General features: G+C 61.6%; 20 protein-coding genes. 9 read left to right on the forward strand and 11 right to left on the reverse strand.

What is annotated here, in order from left to right; translation table 11 throughout:
• Positions 1 to 29 precede the first annotated feature (29 nt).
• Entirely contained in the window at positions 30 to 1100 is a 1071-nt protein-coding gene (locus J3P73_RS33785) for an LLM class flavin-dependent oxidoreductase (protein WP_027688669.1), read from the forward strand.
• 531 nt (positions 1101 to 1631) lie between these two features.
• Positions 1632 to 3593, forward strand: coding sequence for a HAMP domain-containing methyl-accepting chemotaxis protein (locus J3P73_RS33790; RefSeq protein ID WP_130776510.1), 1962 nt, complete (start codon positions 1632 to 1634; stop codon positions 3591 to 3593).
• A gap of 147 nt (positions 3594 to 3740) precedes the next feature.
• On the opposite strand, the gene mctP is transcribed toward J3P73_RS33790, so the two are convergent.
• The 5 genes from mctP to J3P73_RS33815 form a co-directional block, all read right to left on the reverse strand.
• Positions 3741 to 5216: a monocarboxylate uptake permease MctP gene (mctP, locus tag J3P73_RS33795; RefSeq protein WP_207580108.1), complete on the reverse strand. Its 1476-nt coding sequence runs from the start codon at positions 5214 to 5216 to the stop codon at positions 3741 to 3743.
• Positions 5206 to 5403: a DUF3311 domain-containing protein gene (locus tag J3P73_RS33800; RefSeq protein WP_018070686.1), complete on the reverse strand. Its 198-nt coding sequence runs from the start codon at positions 5401 to 5403 to the stop codon at positions 5206 to 5208. The genes mctP and J3P73_RS33800 overlap by 11 nt, the downstream gene beginning before the upstream one ends.
• Positions 5404 to 5675: 272 nt before the next feature.
• Complete coding sequence (gene mctR / locus J3P73_RS33805) at positions 5676 to 6320, reverse strand: two-component system response regulator MctR (protein WP_130662907.1); 645 nt, start codon at positions 6318 to 6320, stop codon at positions 5676 to 5678.
• Entirely contained in the window at positions 6317 to 7702 is a 1386-nt protein-coding gene (mctS, locus tag J3P73_RS33810; RefSeq protein WP_130662906.1) for a two-component system sensor histidine kinase MctS, read from the reverse strand. The genes mctR and mctS overlap by 4 nt, the downstream gene beginning before the upstream one ends.
• 123 nt (positions 7703 to 7825) lie before the next feature.
• Entirely contained in the window at positions 7826 to 8290 is a 465-nt protein-coding gene (locus J3P73_RS33815; protein ID WP_003555489.1) for an Lrp/AsnC family transcriptional regulator, read from the reverse strand.
• Positions 8291 to 8453: 163 nt separating this feature from the next.
• Between J3P73_RS33815 and J3P73_RS33820 the strand changes: the two genes are divergently transcribed.
• The 5 genes from J3P73_RS33820 (at position 8454) to J3P73_RS33840 (ending at position 12528) form a co-directional block, all read left to right on the forward strand.
• Positions 8454 to 9233, forward strand: a complete 780-nt coding sequence (locus J3P73_RS33820; RefSeq protein WP_130720592.1) for an ABC transporter ATP-binding protein — start codon at positions 8454 to 8456, stop codon at positions 9231 to 9233.
• Between the two features lie 52 nt (positions 9234 to 9285).
• A complete protein-coding gene (locus J3P73_RS33825) occupies positions 9286 to 10059 on the forward strand; it encodes a transporter substrate-binding domain-containing protein (protein ID WP_018070682.1) in 774 nt (257 codons plus the stop codon).
• A 12-nt stretch (positions 10060 to 10071) separates the two neighbouring features.
• Positions 10072 to 10797, forward strand: coding sequence for an ABC transporter permease (locus J3P73_RS33830; protein ID WP_018070681.1), 726 nt, complete (start codon positions 10072 to 10074; stop codon positions 10795 to 10797).
• 12 nt (positions 10798 to 10809) lie between these two features.
• Positions 10810 to 11499: an ABC transporter permease gene (locus tag J3P73_RS33835; RefSeq protein WP_207580109.1), complete on the forward strand. Its 690-nt coding sequence runs from the start codon at positions 10810 to 10812 to the stop codon at positions 11497 to 11499.
• A 120-nt stretch (positions 11500 to 11619) separates the two neighbouring features.
• Positions 11620 to 12528 (forward strand): homocysteine S-methyltransferase family protein, encoded by a 909-nt coding sequence (locus J3P73_RS33840; RefSeq protein WP_130662903.1) that lies wholly within the window; start codon positions 11620 to 11622, stop codon positions 12526 to 12528.
• A gap of 35 nt (positions 12529 to 12563) precedes the next feature.
• Here the strand turns inward: J3P73_RS33840 and J3P73_RS33845 are convergent, their stop codons facing one another.
• Positions 12564 to 12995 (reverse strand): MarR family winged helix-turn-helix transcriptional regulator, encoded by a 432-nt coding sequence (locus J3P73_RS33845; protein ID WP_207580110.1) that lies wholly within the window; start codon positions 12993 to 12995, stop codon positions 12564 to 12566.
• Between the two features lie 199 nt (positions 12996 to 13194).
• Between J3P73_RS33845 and J3P73_RS33850 the strand changes: the two genes are divergently transcribed.
• The gene (locus J3P73_RS33850; protein ID WP_207580111.1) at positions 13195 to 15009 is read left to right on the forward strand and encodes a chloride channel protein; all 1815 of its coding nucleotides are present in this window, start codon (positions 13195 to 13197) and stop codon (positions 15007 to 15009) included.
• A 92-nt stretch (positions 15010 to 15101) separates the two neighbouring features.
• Here J3P73_RS33850 and J3P73_RS33855 read toward each other — a convergent pair whose 3' ends face one another.
• The 5 genes from J3P73_RS33855 to J3P73_RS33875 form a co-directional block, all read right to left on the reverse strand.
• A complete protein-coding gene (locus J3P73_RS33855; RefSeq protein ID WP_018070676.1) occupies positions 15102 to 15872 on the reverse strand; it encodes an ABC transporter ATP-binding protein in 771 nt (256 codons plus the stop codon).
• A 9-nt stretch (positions 15873 to 15881) separates the two neighbouring features.
• A complete protein-coding gene (locus tag J3P73_RS33860; protein ID WP_075223773.1) occupies positions 15882 to 16865 on the reverse strand; it encodes an ABC transporter substrate-binding protein in 984 nt (327 codons plus the stop codon).
• 40 nt (positions 16866 to 16905) lie between these two features.
• Positions 16906 to 17757, reverse strand: coding sequence for an ABC transporter permease (locus J3P73_RS33865; protein WP_075223774.1), 852 nt, complete (start codon positions 17755 to 17757; stop codon positions 16906 to 16908).
• A 10-nt stretch (positions 17758 to 17767) separates the two neighbouring features.
• Positions 17768 to 19120: an LLM class flavin-dependent oxidoreductase gene (locus J3P73_RS33870; protein WP_130689070.1), complete on the reverse strand. Its 1353-nt coding sequence runs from the start codon at positions 19118 to 19120 to the stop codon at positions 17768 to 17770.
• A gap of 410 nt (positions 19121 to 19530) precedes the next feature.
• Positions 19531 to 20310, reverse strand: coding sequence for an IclR family transcriptional regulator (locus J3P73_RS33875; RefSeq protein WP_075223775.1), 780 nt, complete (start codon positions 20308 to 20310; stop codon positions 19531 to 19533).
• 217 nt (positions 20311 to 20527) lie between these two features.
• Here J3P73_RS33875 and J3P73_RS33880 point away from each other — a divergent pair, with 217 nt between their 5' ends.
• Positions 20528 to 21601, forward strand: coding sequence for an ABC transporter substrate-binding protein (locus J3P73_RS33880; protein ID WP_164053527.1), 1074 nt, complete (start codon positions 20528 to 20530; stop codon positions 21599 to 21601).
• Positions 21602 to 21611 lie beyond the last annotated feature (10 nt).

Here is a 21611-nt window from a genome sequence, read left to right on the forward strand (position 1 = left end):
GTTCCAACCACACAGAACCGCAGCATCGCATGAGCAATAATTCCGAATTTCTCTGGTATATTCCCAACGACGTCAAAGCCGGCCATCGCGGCGATTCCGCCGTCGAGAACCACAACAGCCTGGATACGCTGACCAGCCACGCAAAGGCGCTGGAGGAGCATGGCTGGAAGGGCGCGCTCATCGGCACCGGTTGGGGTCGCCCCGACACGTTTACCGTCGCAACTTCGCTCGCCGCCCGGACGACCACCTTCGAACCGCTCATTGCGATCCGTCCAGGCTATTGGCGACCGGCGAATTTCGCTTCCGCGGCAGCGACGCTGGACCATCTGACCGGCGGCCGCGTGCGGATCAACATCGTGTCGGGCAAGGACAACCTGGCTGCCTACGGCGACAGCGAGGGCGATCAGGCGCACCGCTACGGTCGCACCAAGGAGTTCATGCGGCTGGTCCGAAGATTATGGACCGAAGACAATGTCACCTCGGCGGGCGAGAACTTCCGGGTTGCCGACTCCACCGTGGTGCCACGCATCCAGGTCCGCGGCGACCGCCGGCACCCCAAATTCTATTTTGGCGGCGCTTCGGAGGCGGCCGAGCGGGTGGCAGCCACCGAGGCCGATGTCCAGCTTTTCTGGGGCGAGCCCCTCGACGGTGTCGGCGAACGGATCGCGCGGCTCAAGGCGTTGAGCCGGGAACTGAACCGCGACCTCCCGCCGCTGGAATTCGGCCTGCGGATAACGACGCTGGTCCGCGACACCACCGAACAGGCCTGGACTGACGCCGAGGCGAAGGTCGCCGAGATGGCCAGAAGCAAGGGCACCGGCTGGCATGATCACCAGCGCGCGCTCGCCGTCGGCCAGCAGCGGTTGCTCGATCTGCATGAGCGCGGCGACGTCCTCGACGACAACCTCTATACCGCGCCGGGCAAGTTCGGAGGCGGCGGAGCCGGCACCACCTGGCTGGTCGGTTCGGCTGAAGACGTCGCCCGTTCGCTGCGCAAATATCAGGATCTCGGCATCACCCACTTCGTGCTGTCCGACACGCCCTATCTCTCCGAAATCAAGCGGCAGGGCGATCAGCTTCTTCCGCTGCTACGCGGCTGAAGCCGGAAGCGCCAACGCTCCGGCACCGCAGCTGCAATTCATGCCGATTGCCGAGACCTTTCGGCAAATCACTACCCCGGTGCCAGGACGGCGTCGCGTAGTCGCAGGCAAGCCGCAAAGCCTTGTTGCGCAGGGGAGTCCGAGGATTTCGCAACTACCGGGAGAGCGCTCGTCAAATTGTCCATCCGAAAAGCGCAAATGCTATCCAAATAGAGCGCTATAGCCATGCTCTGCCGGCTCCGTTTACACTCTCTAAAATATATTCCTCTAATTTTTTTTAGATATCGGGACGACGTTCTTTGAGGGCCGTCACCTCCGCCATGATGGCGGGTCAGGCACCCGAATTTCGCATCAAAATCGGCTTTTATTGCTTTGACGGATGTCCCGTATCTCAAGCGCGATTCCGGGCACAGGGGTGCCTGTCGGATGCACTCGGAGACACCGAGGCTCTGCATTTGAATGAGACATGACAAGCAATCCTGGCTGCCGAGACATCCTTCCAACAAACCTCACCGCGAGGGGAGAGTGCATATGAAGAATATCATGAGTTTCGGGGTTGTGGCGCGCCTGGCGCTTGGCTTCAGCGTTCTCCTTTTGCTGATGGTCGGCCTGACCATCTATTCGACGGAAAAAGTTGCGCAGATCAACGATAAGCTTGGAACCATCAACGACGTCAACAGCGTGAAGCAGCGGTTTGCCATCAACTATCGCGGCAGCGTGCATGATCGGGCAATCGCCATCCGCGACGTCACTCTGGTGACGTCTGCCGATGAACGGAAGACCGCCGAGGCATTGATCGAGAAGCTGGCCGCCTCCTACGCCGAGAATGAAAAGCGCATGGCGGATATGGTTGCCTCTCCGGCCGGTGCGACGGAACAGGAAAAGACCATTCTCGGTGAGATTGCAGACATCCAGGCGAAGACCAATCCTCTGGTCGCCCAGATTATTGCACTGCAGGAGAAGGGCGATGGCGAGGCCGCTCGCAAGATCCTGCTCGAACAGGCGCGACCGGCTTTCGTTGCCTGGCTTGGCGCCATCAACAAATTCATCGACTATCAGGAAGCGCTGAACAAATCGATTGGTGGCGAGGTTCGCAGCACGGCAAGCGGCTTCAAGCCATTGGCCCTGACCGCGCTTGGCATTGCGGCTGTTCTTTCACTCGTTGCCGCCGGTGTGACCGCACGCACGATCGTCGGCCCACTGACAAAACTTCAGCTTTCGCTGAAGGCGATGGCGGACGGCAATCTTAATGGCGATCGCCGCCTTGAAGCGCGAGGCGATGAGATCGGCAAGCTCGCACGGGCGGTGGCCGGGCTGCGCGACGCAATTTCGGCAAAGGCGGAGCGGGAAGCCGACGCGGAGGCCAAGAGAGCCGTGTCGGAGCGGCATCGGCTCGAGCAGGATGCCGATGAACGCCGCACCCTTGCCGAGCAGACGGACCAGGCTGTCGGTCAGCTTGGCGATGCATTGCAGGCGCTGGCTGACGGCGACCTCACACAGCAGATCGGCACTCCGTTCATTCCGTCTCTGGAAAAGCTCCGCGCCGACTTCAATTCTGCGGTCGAAAAGCTCCGTGCCGCCATGCAGAAGGTTGCCCAGAACGCCAGCGCCATCGCCGCCGGTGCACAGGAAATCCGCTCGGCCTCGGACGATCTCGCCAAGCGGACCGAACAGCAGGCAGCCTCGGTGGAGGAAACCGCCGCTGCCCTGGAAGAGATTACGACCACCGTTGCCGACTCGAGCAACAAGGCTCAGGAAGCCGGCCAGCTCGTCCGCAAGACGAAGGATAGTGCCGAGCGGTCGGGCAGCGTCGTTCGGGATGCGGTCGATGCCATGGGCAAGATCGAATCCTCCGCCACCGAAATCGGCAGCATCATCGGCGTCATCGATGAAATCGCGTTCCAGACCAACCTGCTGGCGCTCAATGCCGGCGTCGAAGCCGCCCGTGCCGGTGAGGCAGGCAAGGGCTTTGCCGTTGTCGCTCAGGAAGTGCGCGAGCTGGCGCAACGCTCCGCCAAGGCGGCAAAAGAAATCAAGGAACTGATCAACGCTTCGAACGGCCACGTCAAAAGCGGCGTGGCCCTGGTTGGCGAGACCGGAAGGGCGCTGAAAGAGATTGCCGAGCAGGTACAGCAGGTCGACGGCAATGTGGGGGCCATCGTCGGCGCTTCGCAAGAGCAGGCGACGGGGCTGAAAGAGATCAATACGGCTGTCAACAAGATGGATCAGGGGACGCAGCAGAACGCCGCCATGGTGGAAGAAGCCACAGCGGCCGCCCACAAGCTCGCCAAGGAAGCCGACGCGCTGTTCCAGCTGCTGGGCCAGTTCAACATTGGCGGAACGGTGGCACCGAAGCGCGTAGCGCAGCCCGCTGCCGCGGCGCCCCGTGCGCAACCGGCGCCCTCGCCTGCGCGCCAGATGATTGCCAAGGTGGGTAAGTCGTTCCAGACGAATGGGAATGCAGCATTGGCCGGCGACTGGGAAGAGTTTTAAGTCGCCCTGATCTCTCTCCAGCTTATGCTGGAACGCCAAAGCGGGATAATTTTGCGAAGGGCAGCGTTTGCTGCCCTTGGCATTTTTGGATCAAGAAGGTGAGCATGATCTTGTCCGAAAACCGCTCACACTTTTCGACATCATGCTCTAGGCCCGGACCGGAGCCTTGGCCGGAAGCAGGGCGTTGACCACGAGGGCAACGGCGATGTTGGCCGCAAGCGCCAGCAGTCCCGTGTAGACGGTGAAGGGTTCACCGCCGAGGCTGATCAGATGCAGAGGCTTCCAGCCGGCATCCCAGACGAGGAAAGTACCGCCGCAGAAGCCGACGAACCAGCCGGCAAGCAGGCCGGGTGCACGGAACCAGTTGGTATAGAGGCCGAAGACCAGCGCCGGAAGCGTCTGCAGGATCCAGATGCCGCCGAGCAGCTGCAGGTCGAGTGCGAATTGCGTCGGCAGGAAGATGATGACGAGAAGCGCACCGATCTTCACGACGAGCGAGGTGATCTTTGCAACCTTCGCCTCGCCTGCATCGCTGACATCAGGATCGACATAGGCTTTCCAGAAATTGCGGGTGAAGAGATTGGCGGCGCCGATGCTCATCACCGCTGCCGGCACCAACGCGCCGATGGCGATCGCCGCAAAGGCGAAGCCGGAGAACCAGCCCGAAAACAGCGTCTTGAACAGCGTGGGAACGACGTCATTGGCACTGTCGAGCTTCAGGTTGGCGGCATGCCCCATATAGCCGAGCAGCGCCAGAAGGCCGAGCAGCAGCGTATAGGCGGGCAACATGATCGCATTCTTGCGGATCGTCTTGCCGCTGTTGGAGGCAAAGATGCCCGTCAGCGTATGCGGATACATGAAGGCTGCGAGCGCCGAACCCAAGGCGAGCGTGGCATAGGCGACATACTGATTGCCACCGAGCAGCAGGTTGCCGGAACCCTTGGCCTGGAGGGCCGCATCGGCCGAGGCAAAGACATTGGCGTAGCCTCCGAGTTTCGACGGGATCAGTGCGACGGCGGCGATCACGACGATATAGATCATGATGTCCTTGACGAAGGCGATCAGGGCCGGCGCGCGCAGGCCCGCGGAGTAGGTGTAGAGCGCCAGCACGATGAAGGCGATCGCCAGCGGCAGTTCACCATGCAGCCCGAGCGCCTTCAGCACCGCCGTCATGCCGACGAGCTGGAGGGCAATATAGGGCATGGTGGCGATGACGCCTGTTGCCGCGACGGCGAGTTCGAGACCGCGCGATCCGTATTGACCGTGGACGACGTCGCCAGCCGTCACATAGCCGAAATCCTTGGCGCGTTTCCACAGAACGGGCATCACCATGAAGACGAAGGGATAAACGACGATGGTGTAGGGCAGCGCAAAGAAGCCGTAGGCTCCCACGGTATAGACGAGCGCCGGGACGGCGATCACGGTGTAGGCGGTATAGAAATCGCCGCCGACGAGGAACCAGGTGATCCAGGTGCCGAAGTTGCGTCCGCCGAGACCCCATTCATCGATATGGGCCAGTGTCTCGGGCTTGCGCCAGCGGCTGGCGACGAAGCCCATGACGGTGACCAAAACGAAAAAGAAGATGAAGACGGCAAGTGCCGTGCCGTTGATGTCAGTCGTCATGGCGGGTGCTCCGATAGGCGATCCAGGTCAGCGCTGCGGTGATCGGCACCCAGAGAAGCTGATACCAATAGAAGAAGGGAAAGCCGAAAAGAGATGGCTCGCGGACATTGTAAAATGGCGGCCAGAGCAGACCTATGTAGGGAATGACAAGCAGCCAGAGCGCTGCCTTGCTACGTGGTTTTTCCATGTCGGAATACCTTTCAGGCGCCGCGGGCGGCGGTCGCCATGTTCCAGTTGTCGGCGTGGAAGGCAGGTCTGTCAGCCGGCGGCCGCAGCAGGCCCGGCGCGGGTCGCTCGAGGTTTTCCGACCGATCGGAAGCTGATGTAACGCATGTGAATTCCTCCCAACGGCTCGCACTTGGCCAGCCGTGGATGGAGTCCTATGGCGCCGGTTTTAAGCTCGCAAGATCGAGGCGGCACTGAAATGCCGGGGCCTACCCAGAACTGGGTAGACGCGATTTATCCGACTTTCGAGACGATGCCGTGATCGAGCGCATAGCGGATGAGGCCCGCTGTGGTGGCAATACCGAGCTTCTTCTTGAGGTTCTTGCGATGGGTTTCCGCCGTGGCGGAGGTGATCCCGAGCGTTTCGGCGATCTCCTTGTTGCTTCTGCCGGCAACGATCAGCCCGAGAATGTCGCGTTCGCGCGGCGTCAGGGGGTCGCTACCCTCCTCTGCGCGTTCGCCCATCAGCGCGTCGAAGACACCGGACGAAAAATATGTCCCCCCACCCGCCACGGTCTCGATCGCCGAGACGATCTCGTCGGTCGAAACGTCCTTCAGGATGTAACCGGCAGCGCCATGCATGACCGAGGAGGAAATATACTCGCGGCTGTCATGCATGGAGAGCATCACGACCCGCGCCTGGGGAAGTTCGTTCCTGAACAATTCGATCGCATCGATGCCGCTCAGCTTGGGCATGTTGATGTCCATCAGCACGACCTGCGGCAGGACTTTCCGGCCGATCTCCAGCCCCGCTTGGGCGAGCCCCGCCGTGCCGGCAACTTCGATATGGTCGAATGTTTCGAGCACGGCCTTCAACCCGTCCAGCACCAGCGGATGGTTGTCGATCAAGAGCACCCTGATTTTCGGGCGTTCCGTCATGCAGCTTCTGCCTGCCGATCGGCGGGATGATTGGCCGATTTCGGCAGCATCGCCGTCAGCGTCGTGCCGGCCTCGCTGCTGTTGATCAGCAGCAGGCCGCGGAAGTGGGCCATTCGCTCTTGCATGTTGCGCAGGCCGAGACCTGATCTGCCGGAGACGCCGTCCTTGATGCCGTCGAAGCCACTGCCGTTGTCGGTGACGGTCATGCGGGCGCGGCCGTTATCGCTCCAGAGCTTGACCGCAAGCCGGGAGGCGCCCGAGTGCCGCTCGACATTGTTGAACGCCTCCTGGGCGACGCGATAAAGCGCGGTATTGGCTTCGGCCTTCAGCGTGTCGGTGAAGCCTGAGGCATCGATTTTCGTCTCGATCCCCGTCCGCTCGGCAAAATGATAACAGAGTGCCTCGAGAGCAGCCGTCAGGCCGAGGTCGTCGAGCACACGCGGGCGCAGATCGTGCGACAGCCGCCTGATTTCCTTGATGGCGCCGTTCAGCGCCTCGACACCGCGGTCGATGGTGACAGCCGCATCGTCGACATTGGTCCTGACCTTGCGGCCGGCAAGGTCCATCGCATAGCGCACGCCGACGAGATTTTGGGAAATGCCGTCGTGCAACTCCCGGGCTAGCCGCGCGCGCTCTTCTTCCTGCGTATCGATGACCCGCTGTGTCAGCTGCTTGAGCCGGCTGTCGGCCATGCGGCGCTCGTGGAACGTCAGCAGCATGCAGGTCGTGAAAACGACAAGCACCGAAGGCACGGCGATCAGCGCGACGATGACGAAGGTCCGTTTTATGTTGGCGCGCATCCCGACGTTGGCGGCAGCACTTTGGGCAAAGACGTCATCCAGGTAAACGCCGGTGCCGACGACCCAGTGCCATTTGTCGAGACTGACGACGAAGGAGAGCTTGTCGGCGATCTGTCCGGTCGATGGTTTCTGCCATTTGTACTGATGCAGGCCCCCGCCCGCTCTTGCCGTGGCGATCAATTCGGCAATGACCTTGTCGCCATCCGGATCGGTGAGGTCGAGCCAATTGTGCCCATGGCGGAAACTCTGGCGCGGATGGACGATGTTGTTGCCGTCGTAATCGTAAACGAAGAAATATCCGTCCTTACCGTAGTCGAGCGAGGTCAGGATCGCCGCCACCTGCTGCTTGGCGGCTTCATCGTCGGGACCGGCATTGTCATAGATCGTCTGGATGGCGGACAGGGCAAGGTTGGTCAGGTTGAGGATCTCGGCTTCCTTGGTCTTCAGCATGTTCTGTTCGAACGTGTCGATGCTGTTCTTGGCGAGGTTTGCCGATTGCCAGGTGATGAAGGTGGTGATCGCAAGGATCGAAATGACGAGTGGAACGATCGCCAATGCGATGATCTGGTGTCGTAACGTCAACGATCATTCCTCCCGAGAATTTGCGCCGGGAATTATGCCCTTTGTCAAATGCGAGTCCAGCGGCTTGTCGGCGTCCCGATCCGTGGCAGCCGGAACCAATGCCGGCGGGGCATCGCGTGCGCGCTAGTCCAGGGGCACGAACAGGCCGAGCTTGACGTCCCGCAACACGACATTCGTGTGCATGCGGCGGATCTGCGGATTGTCAGCCATGATCAAGGCAGCGATATCGTCATAATGCTCGACGTCGCGGGCGGTGACGATCGCGATCAGATCGACCGCGCCTGTGACGTAATAGACCTGCTGAATATGATCCTGCTTCTCCGCCCAGAGGCGGAACTTCGCCAGCGCGTCGTAATTGTCCCGCTCGATCTCCATCCCGACGATGAACACCATTGCTGTGCCCGTCGCCTTGCGGTCGACGACGGCCACCTCCGCCTTGATAATCCCTTCCTCGCGCAGCCGCTTCAACCGCCTCTGCACGGCCGAGACCGACAGTCCGATCCGTTCGGCGATCGTTTCGGCTTTCAGCTGGCAGTCGCGCTGAACGATATCGAGAATGTCACGGTCAAAACGATCGAGTTGTTCCATTGTCCAATCCTGGTTCTCGCCGCAGCAATTCGCGCATTCTGCCGTACTTGCCGCACGAGGAAGATTATTTTGCATAAAATATGCAGAATAGATGAAAACTGCGCGAAAAAACCGCGTTATTTTATCATTATCCTTCGCAAGCTCAATTCACCCGGAACCATGCATGCCAGATCAACCCTTTCCTGCTCTTCGTGTCGAAGATCTTCATAAAAGCTTCGGCTCGCAAGAGGTTCTCAAGGGTATTTCGGCGCAAGCCCACAAGTCTGACGTGATTTCGATCATCGGCTCGTCGGGCTCCGGCAAGAGCACCTTTCTCAGATGCATCAATTTCCTGGAAACGCCGGATCGTGGCCGCATTGCCGTGAACGGCGAGGAGATTGCGCTGAAGATGGGGCGGGACGGCCGGTTGCAGCCGCGCAGCTGGCGGCAGATCGAACGGATACGCACTGGGCTCGGGATGGTCTTCCAGAGTTTCAATCTCTGGGCCCATCGTACGGTGCTGGAAAATGTCATCGAGGCGCCGGTGCACGTCATGGGCATGTCGCGACGCGAGGCGATCGAAAAAGCCGAGGCCCTGCTCCACAAGGTCGGGCTGTTCGACAAGCGCGATGCCTATCCCGCTTTCCTCTCCGGCGGTCAGCAGCAACGCGCGGCGATTGCGAGAGCGCTGTGCGTCGATCCTGATGTCATGCTGTTCGACGAACCGACTTCGGCGCTCGATCCGGAGCTGGTCGGCGAGGTCCTGAAAGTCATCCGCGATCTCGCGGAAGAAGGCCGGACCATGCTGATCGTCACGCATGAAATGCGCTTCGCCCGGGATGTCTCCAGCCGTGTTCTCTTTCTGCATCAGGGACGGATCGAGGAAGAAGGCCCGCCGGAGCAGATATTCGGCGCGCCTGTCAGCGCCCGCTGCCGGGAGTTCACCGGCTTCAGCGCCCACTGATGCATTTCGAGCTCCCATCGACAACACAACACAAACCAGGAGAATCCTGCGAATGAAACTGCTCCCCACGCTTTTTGCCGGCGCGGCACTCGTGCTTTCCGCCGTCACCGCACAGGCCGAAGTCCGCTTCGGCGTCATGAACGAATCCTATCCGCCCTTCTTCGCCAAGGACGCGTCGGGCCAATGGCAGGGTTGGGAAATCGACCTGATGAATGCCGTATGCGAAGAGATGAAGGAGAAATGCTCGATCGTCGAGATTTCCTGGGATGGTCTCATTCCGGCTCTCCAGAGCAAGAAGTTCGACGTGATCTGGTCATCGATGTCGAACACCGCGGAGCGCTCGAAGGTGATCGACTTCACCGACAAATATTACAACACGCCGAGCACCTTGATCGGCCCCAAGGACCAGAAGCCGGGCGCCACCGCCGAGGACGTGAAGGGCAAGACCATCGGCATCCAGGTGTCGACGATCCAGTCGGAATATTACAAGAAGTATTTCGCCGCCGCTGCCGAGGAAAAGACCTACCAGACGCTCGATGAGGCGTTCCAGGATCTCGCCTCCGGCCGTATCGACTATGTCTTCGGCGATTCACTGGCGCTCGACGCGTTCCTGAAAAGCGATGGCGGCAAGGATTGCTGCGCCAAGATGGGCGACGTCGCCGACGACAAGGAGATTCTCGGCGCCGGCGTTTCGGGCGGCCTGCGCAAGGAAGACACGGAGCTGAAAGCCAAGCTGAACACGGCGATCGCTGCCGTCCGTGCCAGTGGCCAGTACGACACCATCAACAAGAAATACTTCGATTTCGACATCTACGGCGCGAAGTAAGCAGTCCGAACGATGGCGACCGCGCAACAGGGTATTCTGGACCTGCTGTCTCCCTATCCTCCGGGATGGGGCGGCGTTCTTTTGGCAGGTGCAGTCTCAACGGTCGCCATCTCGGCTTGCGCCTTCGCGATCGGCCTGCTGCTCGGCACCGGCGGCGCGCTTGGAAAGCTTTCGGGCAACCGCATGCTGCGCCTGCTGCTCGATCTCTATACCACGCTGATCCGCGCCGTTCCCGAGCTGATCCTGATCGTCGGGCTCTATTATGCCGGCACCGACGGCCTCAACCGGCTGCTCGCCGCGTTGGAGCTGCCGCCGGTCAATGTGAACGGCTTCGTCGCGGCCGTCGCCGTGCTGGGCTTCGTGCAGGGTGCCTACATGACGGAGGTGCTGCGCGGCGCGATCCTTGCCATTCCCGTCGGCCAGATCGAGGCCGCCAAGGCCTTCGGCATGGGACCGGTGCTGAGGTTCCGCCGCGTCCTGCTGCCGGCGCTCCTGCCGAACGCGCTGCCCGGTCTTGCCAATCTGTGGATGTCGGTCACCAAGGACAGCGCGCTGGTGGCGGTCGTCGGCTACCAGGAACTGGCGCTCGCCACCCGTCTTGCCGGGGCAAGCACCAAGCATTACTTCGTCTTTTTCCTTGCTTCGGCCCTTCTCTATCTCGCCATCACGCTTGTTTCCAACGTCGTCTTCAAACTGATCGAGGGACGGGTACGGCGGGGACAGCCGCGCCTTGCCTGAAGAAAGCGCCCCATGAGTTTCACCTGGATCTCTTCCTATTGGCCGCTGCTTCTGACCGGCGCCTGGCAGACCGTTTGCCTGCTGGTGATCTCCGTGGTGTTCGGCTTCGTCATCGCCATAGGCCTCGCGTTTGCGCAGGTCAGCGGCGGCAGGCTGACGCGGCTCCTGGCGCGCAGTTACTGCACCTTCTTTCGCGGCACGCCGCTGCTGATACAGCTGTGGCTTCTCTACTATGGGGTTGGCTCGCTGCTGCCCATGGTCCCCGGCATCCGCCAGAGCCTGTTCTGGCCGATCCTGCGCGAAGGCTTCTTCTTCGCCGCCGTCAGTTTTACCCTGAACTATGCAGCCTATGAGGCAGAGGTGTTGCGCGGCGCGCTGCTTGCCGTTCCCAAGGGCGAGCTCGAAGCGGGCCGGGCCTTCGGCCTGTCGCCCTGGATGCTGACCCGCCGGATCTGGCTGCCGCGCGCCATTCGCATCGCCCTGCCGACGATTGCAGGAGAGATCGTCATGCAGCTCAAGGCGACGCCGCTCGCCTTTACGGTGACGGTGATGGATCTCTACGCCGTGGCAAACAAGGTTCGGCAGGACACGCTGCTCGTCTATGAACCGCTGCTGGTCGTCACCCTCTTCTATCTCGCCTTGACCGCAGTGATCGCCCACGTCTTTCGACGTCTCGAAGCGCAGGTGCCGGTTCGCCGCTAGGCCGACGGAAAAGGACTGGCCCATGAATTCCCTGGCGTACGAACCACGTGCACCCCGCCCACCTTGTTATGAAAAGCCCGGCGCCGCTGACGGCGCGACAGCCTGAATGGAGACCTCTTCATGAGCACGACGCGAATTCTCGATGGCGGCATGAGCCGCGAACTGCTGCGGCTGGGTGCCGAGCTGAAACAACCGGAATGGTCGGCATTGGCGCTGATCAACGCGCCGGATATCGTCCGTATGGTACACCAGGAATTCATCGCCGCCGGTTCTGAGGTCGTTACGACGAACAGCTATGCGCTCGTGCCTTTTCATATCGGCGAGGATCGGTTCTGGAAGGAAGGGCCGGCGCTGATCCGTCTCGCCGGTCGCTTAGCGCGCGAGGCGGCTGATTCCGTCACGGATCAGAAGGTGCTGGTCGCCGGTTCGCTGCCGCCGATCTTCGGTTCATACGAGCCGCAGAACTTTCAGCCTTCGCGAGTGCAGGATTATCTCGAAGTGCTTGTCGAAAACCTTTCTCCCTTCGTCGATATATGGCTCGGCGAGACGTTGAGCCTGATCGCCGAGGCAGAGGCTGTCCGCAAGGCGGTGGCGACGTCAGGCAAGCCGTTCTGGATTTCCTTCACATTGGCGGATGACGAGGCAGCCATAAGGGGCGGCGAGCCGAAGCTTCGCTCCGAAGAAAGGGTCGAGGAGGCGGCATCCTGGGCGGCTTCATCGGGCGCCGAAGCCCTCCTGTTCAATTGCAGCAAGCCCGAGGTCATGCAGGCGGCGGTGGAGACAGCGGCGCGCGTCTTCCGGAAGACGGACGCTCATATCGAAATCGGCGTCTATGCCAATGCCTTCGAAGGGGAGCAAGGCGAGGCAGCCGCCAATGAAGGCCTGCACGAGACCCGCGCCGATCTGAATGACGACGCCTATTCGCGCTATGCCTGCTCCTGGGCCGAGGCCGGCGCGACCATCATCGGCGGCTGCTGCGGCATTGGCGCCGCCCATATCCATCGACTCAAGAAGACGCTTTTGGGTTAAAGCGGCACGTCGGGAACTCGGCTATTTCGCAATGGTCATTTGGCGTTCGACGCTGTCTTCTGGAGTTCGAGGAGAAGCTCGATCAATTTCGGGGCCATCTCCCTTATTTCCGAAAGGTGGACGGCGCTCAGTCGCGTCAGAAGCTCATCCGCCTTATCAGTGAGCAGAATGGTCTGGCGGCGCCGGTCGGCCGGATCGGTATGACGTTCGACCAGTCCCGCATCCGACAGCCGCCCGACAAGTTCGGTCGCCGTATGCGGCGCGATCATCAGCCGCTCGGCCAGCATGCCGATGGTCATGGCATCGCCCCGTTGTCCCCTGATCGCCAAAAGGGCCTGGTGCTGCTGCGCGGGCAGTCCCTCCGACTGGGCGGCCGAAGCGCTGAAGTCCATGAATTGGCGAAGCGCAAATCGGAGATCGGCGAGAGCCTCGTAGTCCTCCTGTCTCAGCGGCGCGGTCTTCTTCAAAGCTCTTCTCCTCTGCCGCAACGGCTGCCAGGGTCAGGAGCCATTCCGCCATCTCGAATAGATGGGCACCCGACAGCCGGTCAAGTGAAGCATCCCATGAGACATTTTCGCCTTCATGCTTTCACCCATTGATTTATATCGTATCACGATATATTGACGCGCCTCAAGCGTATCCATTTCCGGCGTAGCAGAGGCTTCCATGGCGCAGCATCCACCAAACAACCGGCCGCACGATTTCACCGGCGGCCTTTCCCGGCGCGAGGCCGGCGACTTCACCACCGACCGGCGGGTCCTCCTCCTGGTCGGCATGTCCATCATTGTCGGCACCGCCGGCGCATTTGCTGCCTGGTGTCTCGTCAGCCTCATCGCGCTGGTGACGAATGTCATCTGGTTCGGTGAGATCGGCATCCAGCCCGCCTCTCTGGCTGCCGTTCCGCGTTCGCTGTGGGTGGTGCTGGTTCCGCCGCTCGGCGGTCTCGTCATCGGACTGATGGCCCGCTTCGGATCGGAGAAGATCCGCGGCCACGGCATCCCCGAGGCCATCGAGGCCATCCTGATCGGCGGCAGCCGGATGTCGCCGAAGGTCGCGGTCCTGAAGCCGCTGTCGTCGGCAATCTCCATCGGAACCGGCGGCCCGTTCGGCGCCGAGGGGCCGATCATCATGACGGGCGGTGCGATCGGATCGCTTTTCGCACAATTCTTTCACATGAGTGCGGCCGAGCGGAAGACGCTGCTTGTCGCCGGCGCGGCTGCAGGCATGACGGCCATCTTCGGTTCGCCGATCGCTGCGGTCATGCTGGCGGTCGAACTGCTGTTGTTCGAATGGAAGCCGCGCAGCTTCATTCCCGTCGCCGTTGCCGCCTGCGTGTCGATCTGCTGGCGTCCGCTGCTGTTCGGCACTGGCCCACTGTTCCCGACCCATTTCCAGGTGATCTTGCCCTGGTGGGGGATTTTCGCCTGCGCGGCGATGGGCATCATCTCAGGTCTGCAATCGGGATTGCTGACGACGCTGCTCTACCGGATCGAGGACCTGTTCGAGGCCCTGCCGATCCACTGGATGTGGTGGCCGATGCTTGGCGGTCTCGTCATCGGTCTCGGCGGCCTGATCGAACCGCGGGCAATGGGCGTCGGTTACGACATCATCGATGGCTTGCTCAACAACCGGCTGCTCGCCCCGGCTGTCATGTCGATCCTGCTGGTGAAGACCGTCATCTGGTTGTTTGCCCTGTCGTCGGGCACTTCGGGCGGCGTGCTTGCGCCGCTTCTCATCTTCGGCGGTGCTCTCGGATGGCTGGTCGGCCTTGTCATGCCGGGCAACGATCCCGGCTTCTGGGCGCTGCTCGGAATGGCGGCGATGATGGGTGGAACCATGCGCGCGCCGCTGACGGGCACTTTCTTTGCAATGGAGATCACCGGCGACGTCAGCACGCTCGTTCCGCTGCTTGCCGCAACCGTGGTGGCCTATGCCGTCACCGTCCTGCTGCTGCGCCGCTCGATCCTCACGGAGAAGATCGCCCGCCGCGGTCAGCACATCACCCGCGAATATGGCGTCGACCCGTTCGAACTATCCCGAGCAAGGGAGATCATGATCAGCGATGTCGACACCCTTCCAGTCGCCATGACGGTGGGAGAAGCGTGCGATTTCTTCGCCTCTCAGCAGAAAACGCACCGGATCTATCCGGTGGTCGATGCGACAGGCAGGCTGGCCGGCGTCGTATCGAGAGCCGACGCTCTGCTCTGGCAGGGGAATCCGGACCTCGCCAGTCAGACGCTCGCGGAAAACGTGACGGATGATTCCGTTCCGGTGGGGCATCCTGACGATACGGTCGCATTCATCGCCGATCTGATGCTGTCGACGGGCGACGGATGCATTCCGATCGTCGATCCGGCCTCAGGGAAATTGTGCGGCCTGATCGCCCGTAAGGATCTGCTGCGGCTGCGCAGTTCCTACAGGTCGGCCGAGCTGGATCGGCGCCCGTATCTCACCGCCGGAGCGAGGAGCAAGTCGCGATAGCGGTCCGCGGGCGTCCTCCGCATCGCTACTGCTATTGCCGCGCGGCCCGCATGGATCAGGTCTCATGCGGCGCGCGCTGACGATTGAAGACTTCAGTGCAGTCCGAACAGGTTCAGCAACTCTTCGCGGTGTCGAACGAATTCCGGTGCGCTGCGGTCGCGGGGACGGGGCAGGTCGATTTCGATCAGACGCGGCTCGCCGCCCTTTTCCCGCGGCAGGATGAGGATCCGGTCGGCCAGGTAGATCGCTTCCTCGAGATCGTGGGTGACGAGGATGGTCGTCACATCCTCATCGCGCCAGATCCGTGCGAGTTCCTGCTGCATGCCGATCTTGGTCATCGCGTCGAGCGCGCCGAGCGGTTCGTCGAGCAGCAGGATCTCGGGCTGGACGGCCAGAGCCCGGGCGATGCCGACGCGCTGGGCCATGCCGCCCGACAGCTGGCGGGGATAGGCCGCCTCGAATTGCTGCAGGCCGACGAGCTTGACATAATGGCGCGCGCGCCCCCTCGCCTGCTCACGCGACAGACCGCTTGTTTCCAGCCCGAAGGCCACATTGTCGAGCACGGTCAGCCAGGGCAGAAGGCGCGGTTCCTGGAAGATGACGGCGCGCTCTGTGCCCACACCGCGTATCGCCTGGCCATCGACGAGGACCTCGCCGGTATCGGAATCCTCAAGGCCGGCCAGAACTCTGAGCAAGGTCGTCTTGCCCGAGCCGCTGGCGCCGACGATGGCGAGGCTTTCACCGGAGCGGACGTGGAGGTTGATATCCCTGAGAACCTGCAGCGGTGCCCCGTTCAACCTGTAGGATTTGGAAAGGTGACGGATCGTCACCTCCCCGCGACGCGTGTCCTCGGCGATGCTCATCACCATTCCTCAGTTGCTTGCCGGCTTGGCGTCGGCGGTCAAGAGGATGTCCTTGGCCGCCAGCTGGCCTTGCTTCAGCTTGCCTTCGCGAACCAGCACGTCGATCCAGAACTGGATATCGCGCTCGACCGGCAAACCGCCGGCGCGCACGCCATAGCCGCGGAAGTACTGTGCGATATCAGCATTCTCACCCCGCTCACCGAGCGCCTTGGCCAGGATCTTCTTGGTTTCTTCCGGATGCTCGCGGGCGTAGTCGAGAGCGCGAGCCGACTGCTCCACGAAAATCTTCGCAGCTTCAGGATGCTCGCGAGCGAAATCACGGCGCAGGACCACGAAGCCCCCGGCTATGTCTCCAAGCACGTCGGTATCGTCGAAAATCGGACGCAGGCCGCCATTCTTCAGCGCAGCCCCCTCGAAGGTCGTCTGCCAGTAGCCGAAGGCGGCAATATCGACCTGCTTGGAGCGCAGCACCTGCTCGAGCTGCGGCCCGGGAACGACAAGCTGATTGGCTGCATCCGCCGGCAGGCCGACGGAATGCAAGGCTTCGCGGATGGTATAATCGAGATGGGCGCCGAGCGTATTGACGGCGATGCTCTTGCCGGCAATGTCCTTGATATTTTTGATCGGGCTGTCTTCGAGCACGTAGAAGGTCGACTGGACCTCGTCATTGATGCCATTTGAGGGATAGGCGGCGACAAAATCGTTGCCGCCGATGATCGAATTCAGGACGGCGGAAGTTGCGGCGCTGCCGATCTCGACATCACCCGATGCCAGAGCGATCAGCGAGGCCGGGCCGCCCTGGGCGTAGCCGACATTTTCCAGCGTGATGCCCGTTCCGTCGAAATAGCCGAGTTCGGCGGCGAGTTCATGGGCGGCAAGACCACCCTGGCTGGCGAGATAGCGCAGCTTAACCGTATCGGTGGCTGCGGCCGGCGTGGCAAGGCCGAGAGCGATCGCTGCCGGTAGGAGGAGGTTGCGGGGATGGAACGTCATGTGGTGGGTCCTTTCGGAAGAGGAAAATCGGTGAAGCAGATCAGCGGCTCGGCTGAGACCAGCGGCAGAGACGGCGCTGCAGCAAAACGAGCAAGGCATTGGCGGCAAGCCCCAGGAAGGCGAGCAGAAGGATCGCCGCAAACATCAGCGGGATCTGGAAATTGTACTGGGCGTTCATGACCTGGAAGCCGATGCCCTTGTTGGCGCCGATCATCTCGGCGGCAATCAGGAGAAGAAGTGCCGTCGTCGCCGAGAGACGCAGGCCGACGAAGATTGCCGGCACCGACGCCGGCAGGATGACGCGGCGGAAGATGGTCAGCGGTCCGGCGCCATAGGTCCGCGCCATCTCGATGAGCTTCTTGTCCACTTCCTTGACGCCGCCGATCGTGGCGAGCAGCACCGGAAACAGTGTGGCCCAGAAGATCACGAAGATCTTGGATGTTTCGCCGAGGCCGAGCAGCAGGATGAAGATCGGATAGAGCGCGAGCGCCGAGGTCTGGCGAAAGAGCTGCAGGATCGGGTCGAGCGCCTGTTCGACCGCACGAATCTGGCCCATGAACAGGCCGAGCGGAATGCCGATCACGACGGCAAAGGCGAAGGCGGTTCCGGATCGCTGCAGACTGATGGCGATGTCATCCAGCAGCGCGCCGTTGGCCAGATTGGTCCAAAGAGCGGACAGGATGACGTCCAAAGGCGGGAAGATGGCGGGATTGACCCAGCCCCTGGTGCTCGACACCTGCCAGAACACGAGGAAGCCGATGAGAAGGCCGTAGCGCGGCAAAAGCGATGCGAGCACCCCGCGCAGATGCGAGGCGAGTGTGGAAAAATTGCTTTCACTGCTTTTCAGGCGGCCGAAGCTTCTCGGAAGAACCTGGTTGATTTCATAGGACATCGACCGCTCCTCACTCTGCTGCCTGGAGAGCTGCACGTCCTGCAGCCCATCGATTGGTCGGGAAAGGCAGGCCGAGGTTTTCGCGAAGCGTCTTGCCCTCATAGGCCGTCCGGAACAGGCCGCGACGCTGCAGTTCCGGGATGACCAGATCGACGAAATCGTCGAGCGCCGTCGGCAGCCAGGGCGGCAGAATGTTGAAGCCGTCGGCAGCTTCGTTCTCGAACCATTTTTGCAGCGTATCGGCGATCTGTTCGGGCGTTCCGACGATGGTGTAGTGACCGCGGGCAGACGCGATCCACTGATAGAGTTGGCGAATGGTGAAGTTGTTTTCGTCGGCGATCTGGCGGATGAGCGCCTGGCGGCTCTTCATGCCTTCCGTCGGCGGCGCCGGCGGAAGAGGGCCGTCGAGGTCATAACCGTGCAGGTCGAGCGTGCCGCCGGTCAGACCATTAAGGAGGCCGATCCCGTCCTCTTCGACGATGAGCGAGGTCAGACGGTCGTATTTCTCGCGCGCCTCCGCCTCGGTCCTGCCGACGAAAGCGGATACGCCGGGCATGACGAGGATGTGATCGGGATTTCGGCCGAGACCACGGGCGCGTGCCTTGATGTCCCGGTAGAACTCCTGGGCGGTTTCGATATGCTGATGGGCGGTGAAGATGACTTCGGCCGTTGCTGCGGCGAGCCCGCGTCCGTCTTCGGATTGGCCGGCCTGGACGATGACGGGATGCCCCTGCGGCGATCGCGACACGTTGAGTGGACCGCGCACGCTGAAATGTTCGCCGCGATGGTCGGTGTCGTGCAGCTTCGCCGGATCGAAGAACACGCCGGATTGCTTGTCCCGGATGAACGCGTCGTCCTCGAAGCTTTCCCAGAGTTTGCGGACAACGTCGACGTGCTCGGCGGCGCGGCGATATCGTTCGGCATGCGGAAGCTGCGTGTCGCGATTGAAGTTTTGCGCCGTCAGGTCGCCCGTCGTGGTCACGACATTCCAGCCGGCGCGGCCCTCCGAGATCAGGTCCAGCGAGGCGAACTTGCGGGCAGTCGTATAGGGCTCTTCGTAGGTGGTCGAGGACGTGGCGATAAAGCCGAGATGGGTGGTGAAGGGCGCAAGGGCGGAGAACAGCGTCACAGGTTCGAAGCCGGCGACGCGGGCATTGCCGCCTTCGCGTGCTCCACCGAAACCGACAGCCAGTCCGTCGGCCAGGAAATAGGCATCGAAGAGCCCGCGCTCTGCCGTCAAGGCGAGACGCTTGTGAAACTCGAAACTGGTCGCGCCGTCGGCCGGCTGGTCGGGATGCCGCCATGAGGCAACATGCTGTCCGCCGCCGGGAAGAAATGCCCCAAGTCTGATTTTCCGTGTCATTTCGTGTCCTCTCCGTTTGTCGTCAACAGCTCGGCCTTCCCCAAGGCCAAGTATAAAATTGGCTGTTGGACTGCTAAAATACGTTCTCTATTAATTTTATAGAGAAACTTAATTTCATAGTTTCGGCGGAAGAGTGAATAGATTTCCCGGATTGGCGTGAAATCGGAAATCAACGATCGGGGCGGCTACTTCGGGATATGCGAGCGCAGGCTGGCAGACGGGGTCTACAGGCGTGGCGAAGAGCCCGGCTGAGACGAAATTAGGATTGGTCTTCTTAGTGTCCTGGGCTCGCTGCAACACCGCCGGAGCGAGCATGACCCGATTTGACGAGGGTGCAAAGGAACGCCGGCTTACGCACACGCGCCCGTGCCATCGGACATCAATGCCTTGATGTGCTCAGGGCTTCAGCCTCATTTTGGCCGGGTCGGGGCATGGTCGAGGCCGGCGGCGGCCTTCTTCAGGCAGTCGAGGTAGCGGTCGCGGTTGGCAATGCCATCGTCACGCGGGGTGACGAGGCAGAGCGTTGCGGCGGCATGACCTTCCTCGCCCCGCACCGGTACGGCAAAACAGTGGGTGAAGCTGTCGACGATGCTGTTGAAGGTGAAGAGACCTTCACGCTCGGCCTGGCGCACCTCGGCGATGAAGCTTTGCGGCTCTAGCCATTCGCCGTTCGGCAGGCGGAAATCCTGCGGCGGAATGAAGTTCAGGATCTCCTGATCCGACAGATGCGCGACGAGCAGGCGGCCCGACGCCGTCCACGGGATCGGCACCGACTGCCCGACATCCGTCGAAATGCGGAAGGGGCGCGCGCCTTCGCGCATGCGAACGACGGTGTATCTGTTTCCATCCAGCATGCAGAACTGCGCTGTCTCCCGCGTCTCGTCGGCAAGCTGTTCCAGGGTCGCCTCGCATTCGCGGGTGAAATCGAAATGGTTCTCATAGGCTGCGCCGAGGAAATACAGCTTGCGGCCGAGATAGACACGCCCCTCGCCGCCGGTGAATTCCAGGATGCCATTCTGCAGCAGCAGGTTGACGAGCTCGTAAACCGACGAGCGCGGCGCGCCGATCTGCGCGGCGATTTCGTTCGGCTTCAGGGCCTGCCGTTTCTGGCGCAGGAAATCGAGGATCTCGAAGGCGCGGTCGAGCCCTCGGGCGCGTTTGCCGGCTGCTTCGTCCTGAACTGCATCCATTGCTGTCGATCCTTTTTTGTCCGGCCAAGCTTTTCAAGCCGTCTGCCGCATCTGTCAATCGATCCCGTCATTCCCAGCGAATGAAATTTTTGCACCCCTCTTGCGAGGTGAAAAAATCGGCATAAGATCGCCTCGTCCGGTATATAGATCACATGTACATTATATTGGACATAGATGGCAAGCGGTCAACGCTGCCGCACACGAAAAGGGGAACGACATGAAGAATTTTGAAAACGGCATTTCCGCTTCGCTGCGCCGCCACCTTCTCGCCGGTGCTGCCGCCGCTGCGGCACTCCTCGTCTTTTCGGCCGGCACGGCCTCGGCCGCGGCCAATTGCATCAAGGGTGACAGGAAGGCGCCCTATACGATCGGCTGGGCGAACATCTATTCGGTGCCGACCTGGATGAAGCAGACCGAAGGCACCATCACGGCTGAAGTGGAGGAGCTGAAGAAGGCGGGCCTTGTGAAGGACCTGATGATCACGGACGCGCAGGGCAACGCCCAGACGCAGATCCAGCATATCCAGTCGATGATCGACGCCAATGTCGACGCCATCGTCGTGATCGCCGGCTCCTCCAACGCGCTTGACCGCGTCATATCAGATGCCTGCGACAAGGGCATCGCCGTCGTGAATTTCGACAGCCTTGTCAACACCGACAAGGTGACGGCGAAGATCAACACCGATTCCAACGAATGGGGCGCGACCGCGGCAAAGTGGATGGTCAGCCAGCTCGGCGGCAAGGGCAAGATCATCATCATGAACGGCCCGGCCGGCATTTCGGTGAGCGACGACCGCCGCAAGGGCGCCCAGCCGGTCCTCGATGCCAATCCCGGCCTCCAGGTGATCACCGAGACGAACACGGAATATAACGTCGCCCCGGCACAGGAAGCGATGACCAGCCTGCTCTTCGCCAATCCCGAAATCGACGGCGTGCTGTCGCTCGGCGGCGCGCTATCGGCCGGCTCGGTGCTGGCCTTCGAGCGCCAGGGCCGCGACCAGGTGCCGACGACAGGCGAAAACGCCAGGCAGTTCCTGGAACTCTGGAAGGAGAAGGGACTGAAGGGCTGGGCCACCATGCAGCCCAACTGGCTCGGCGCGCTTTCCGTTTACACCGCCGTGCAGGCGCTGGAAGGCAAGGACGTTCCGGCCTTCGTCAAAGTGCCGCTGCCTGTCATCGACGACAGCACGATCGGCAGCTATCTCGCCCGCGCCGACAAATTCCCGGCTGACGGCTATATCTACTCGGACTACGACAAGGCGCTCTTCGACAAGCTGCTTGCCACCAAGTAATCCGCCCAAG

Origin of the sequence: Rhizobium ruizarguesonis, from assembly GCF_017357285.1 — a bacterium.
In the GTDB taxonomy this organism is placed as follows: Bacteria; Pseudomonadota; Alphaproteobacteria; order Rhizobiales; family Rhizobiaceae; genus Rhizobium; species Rhizobium ruizarguesonis.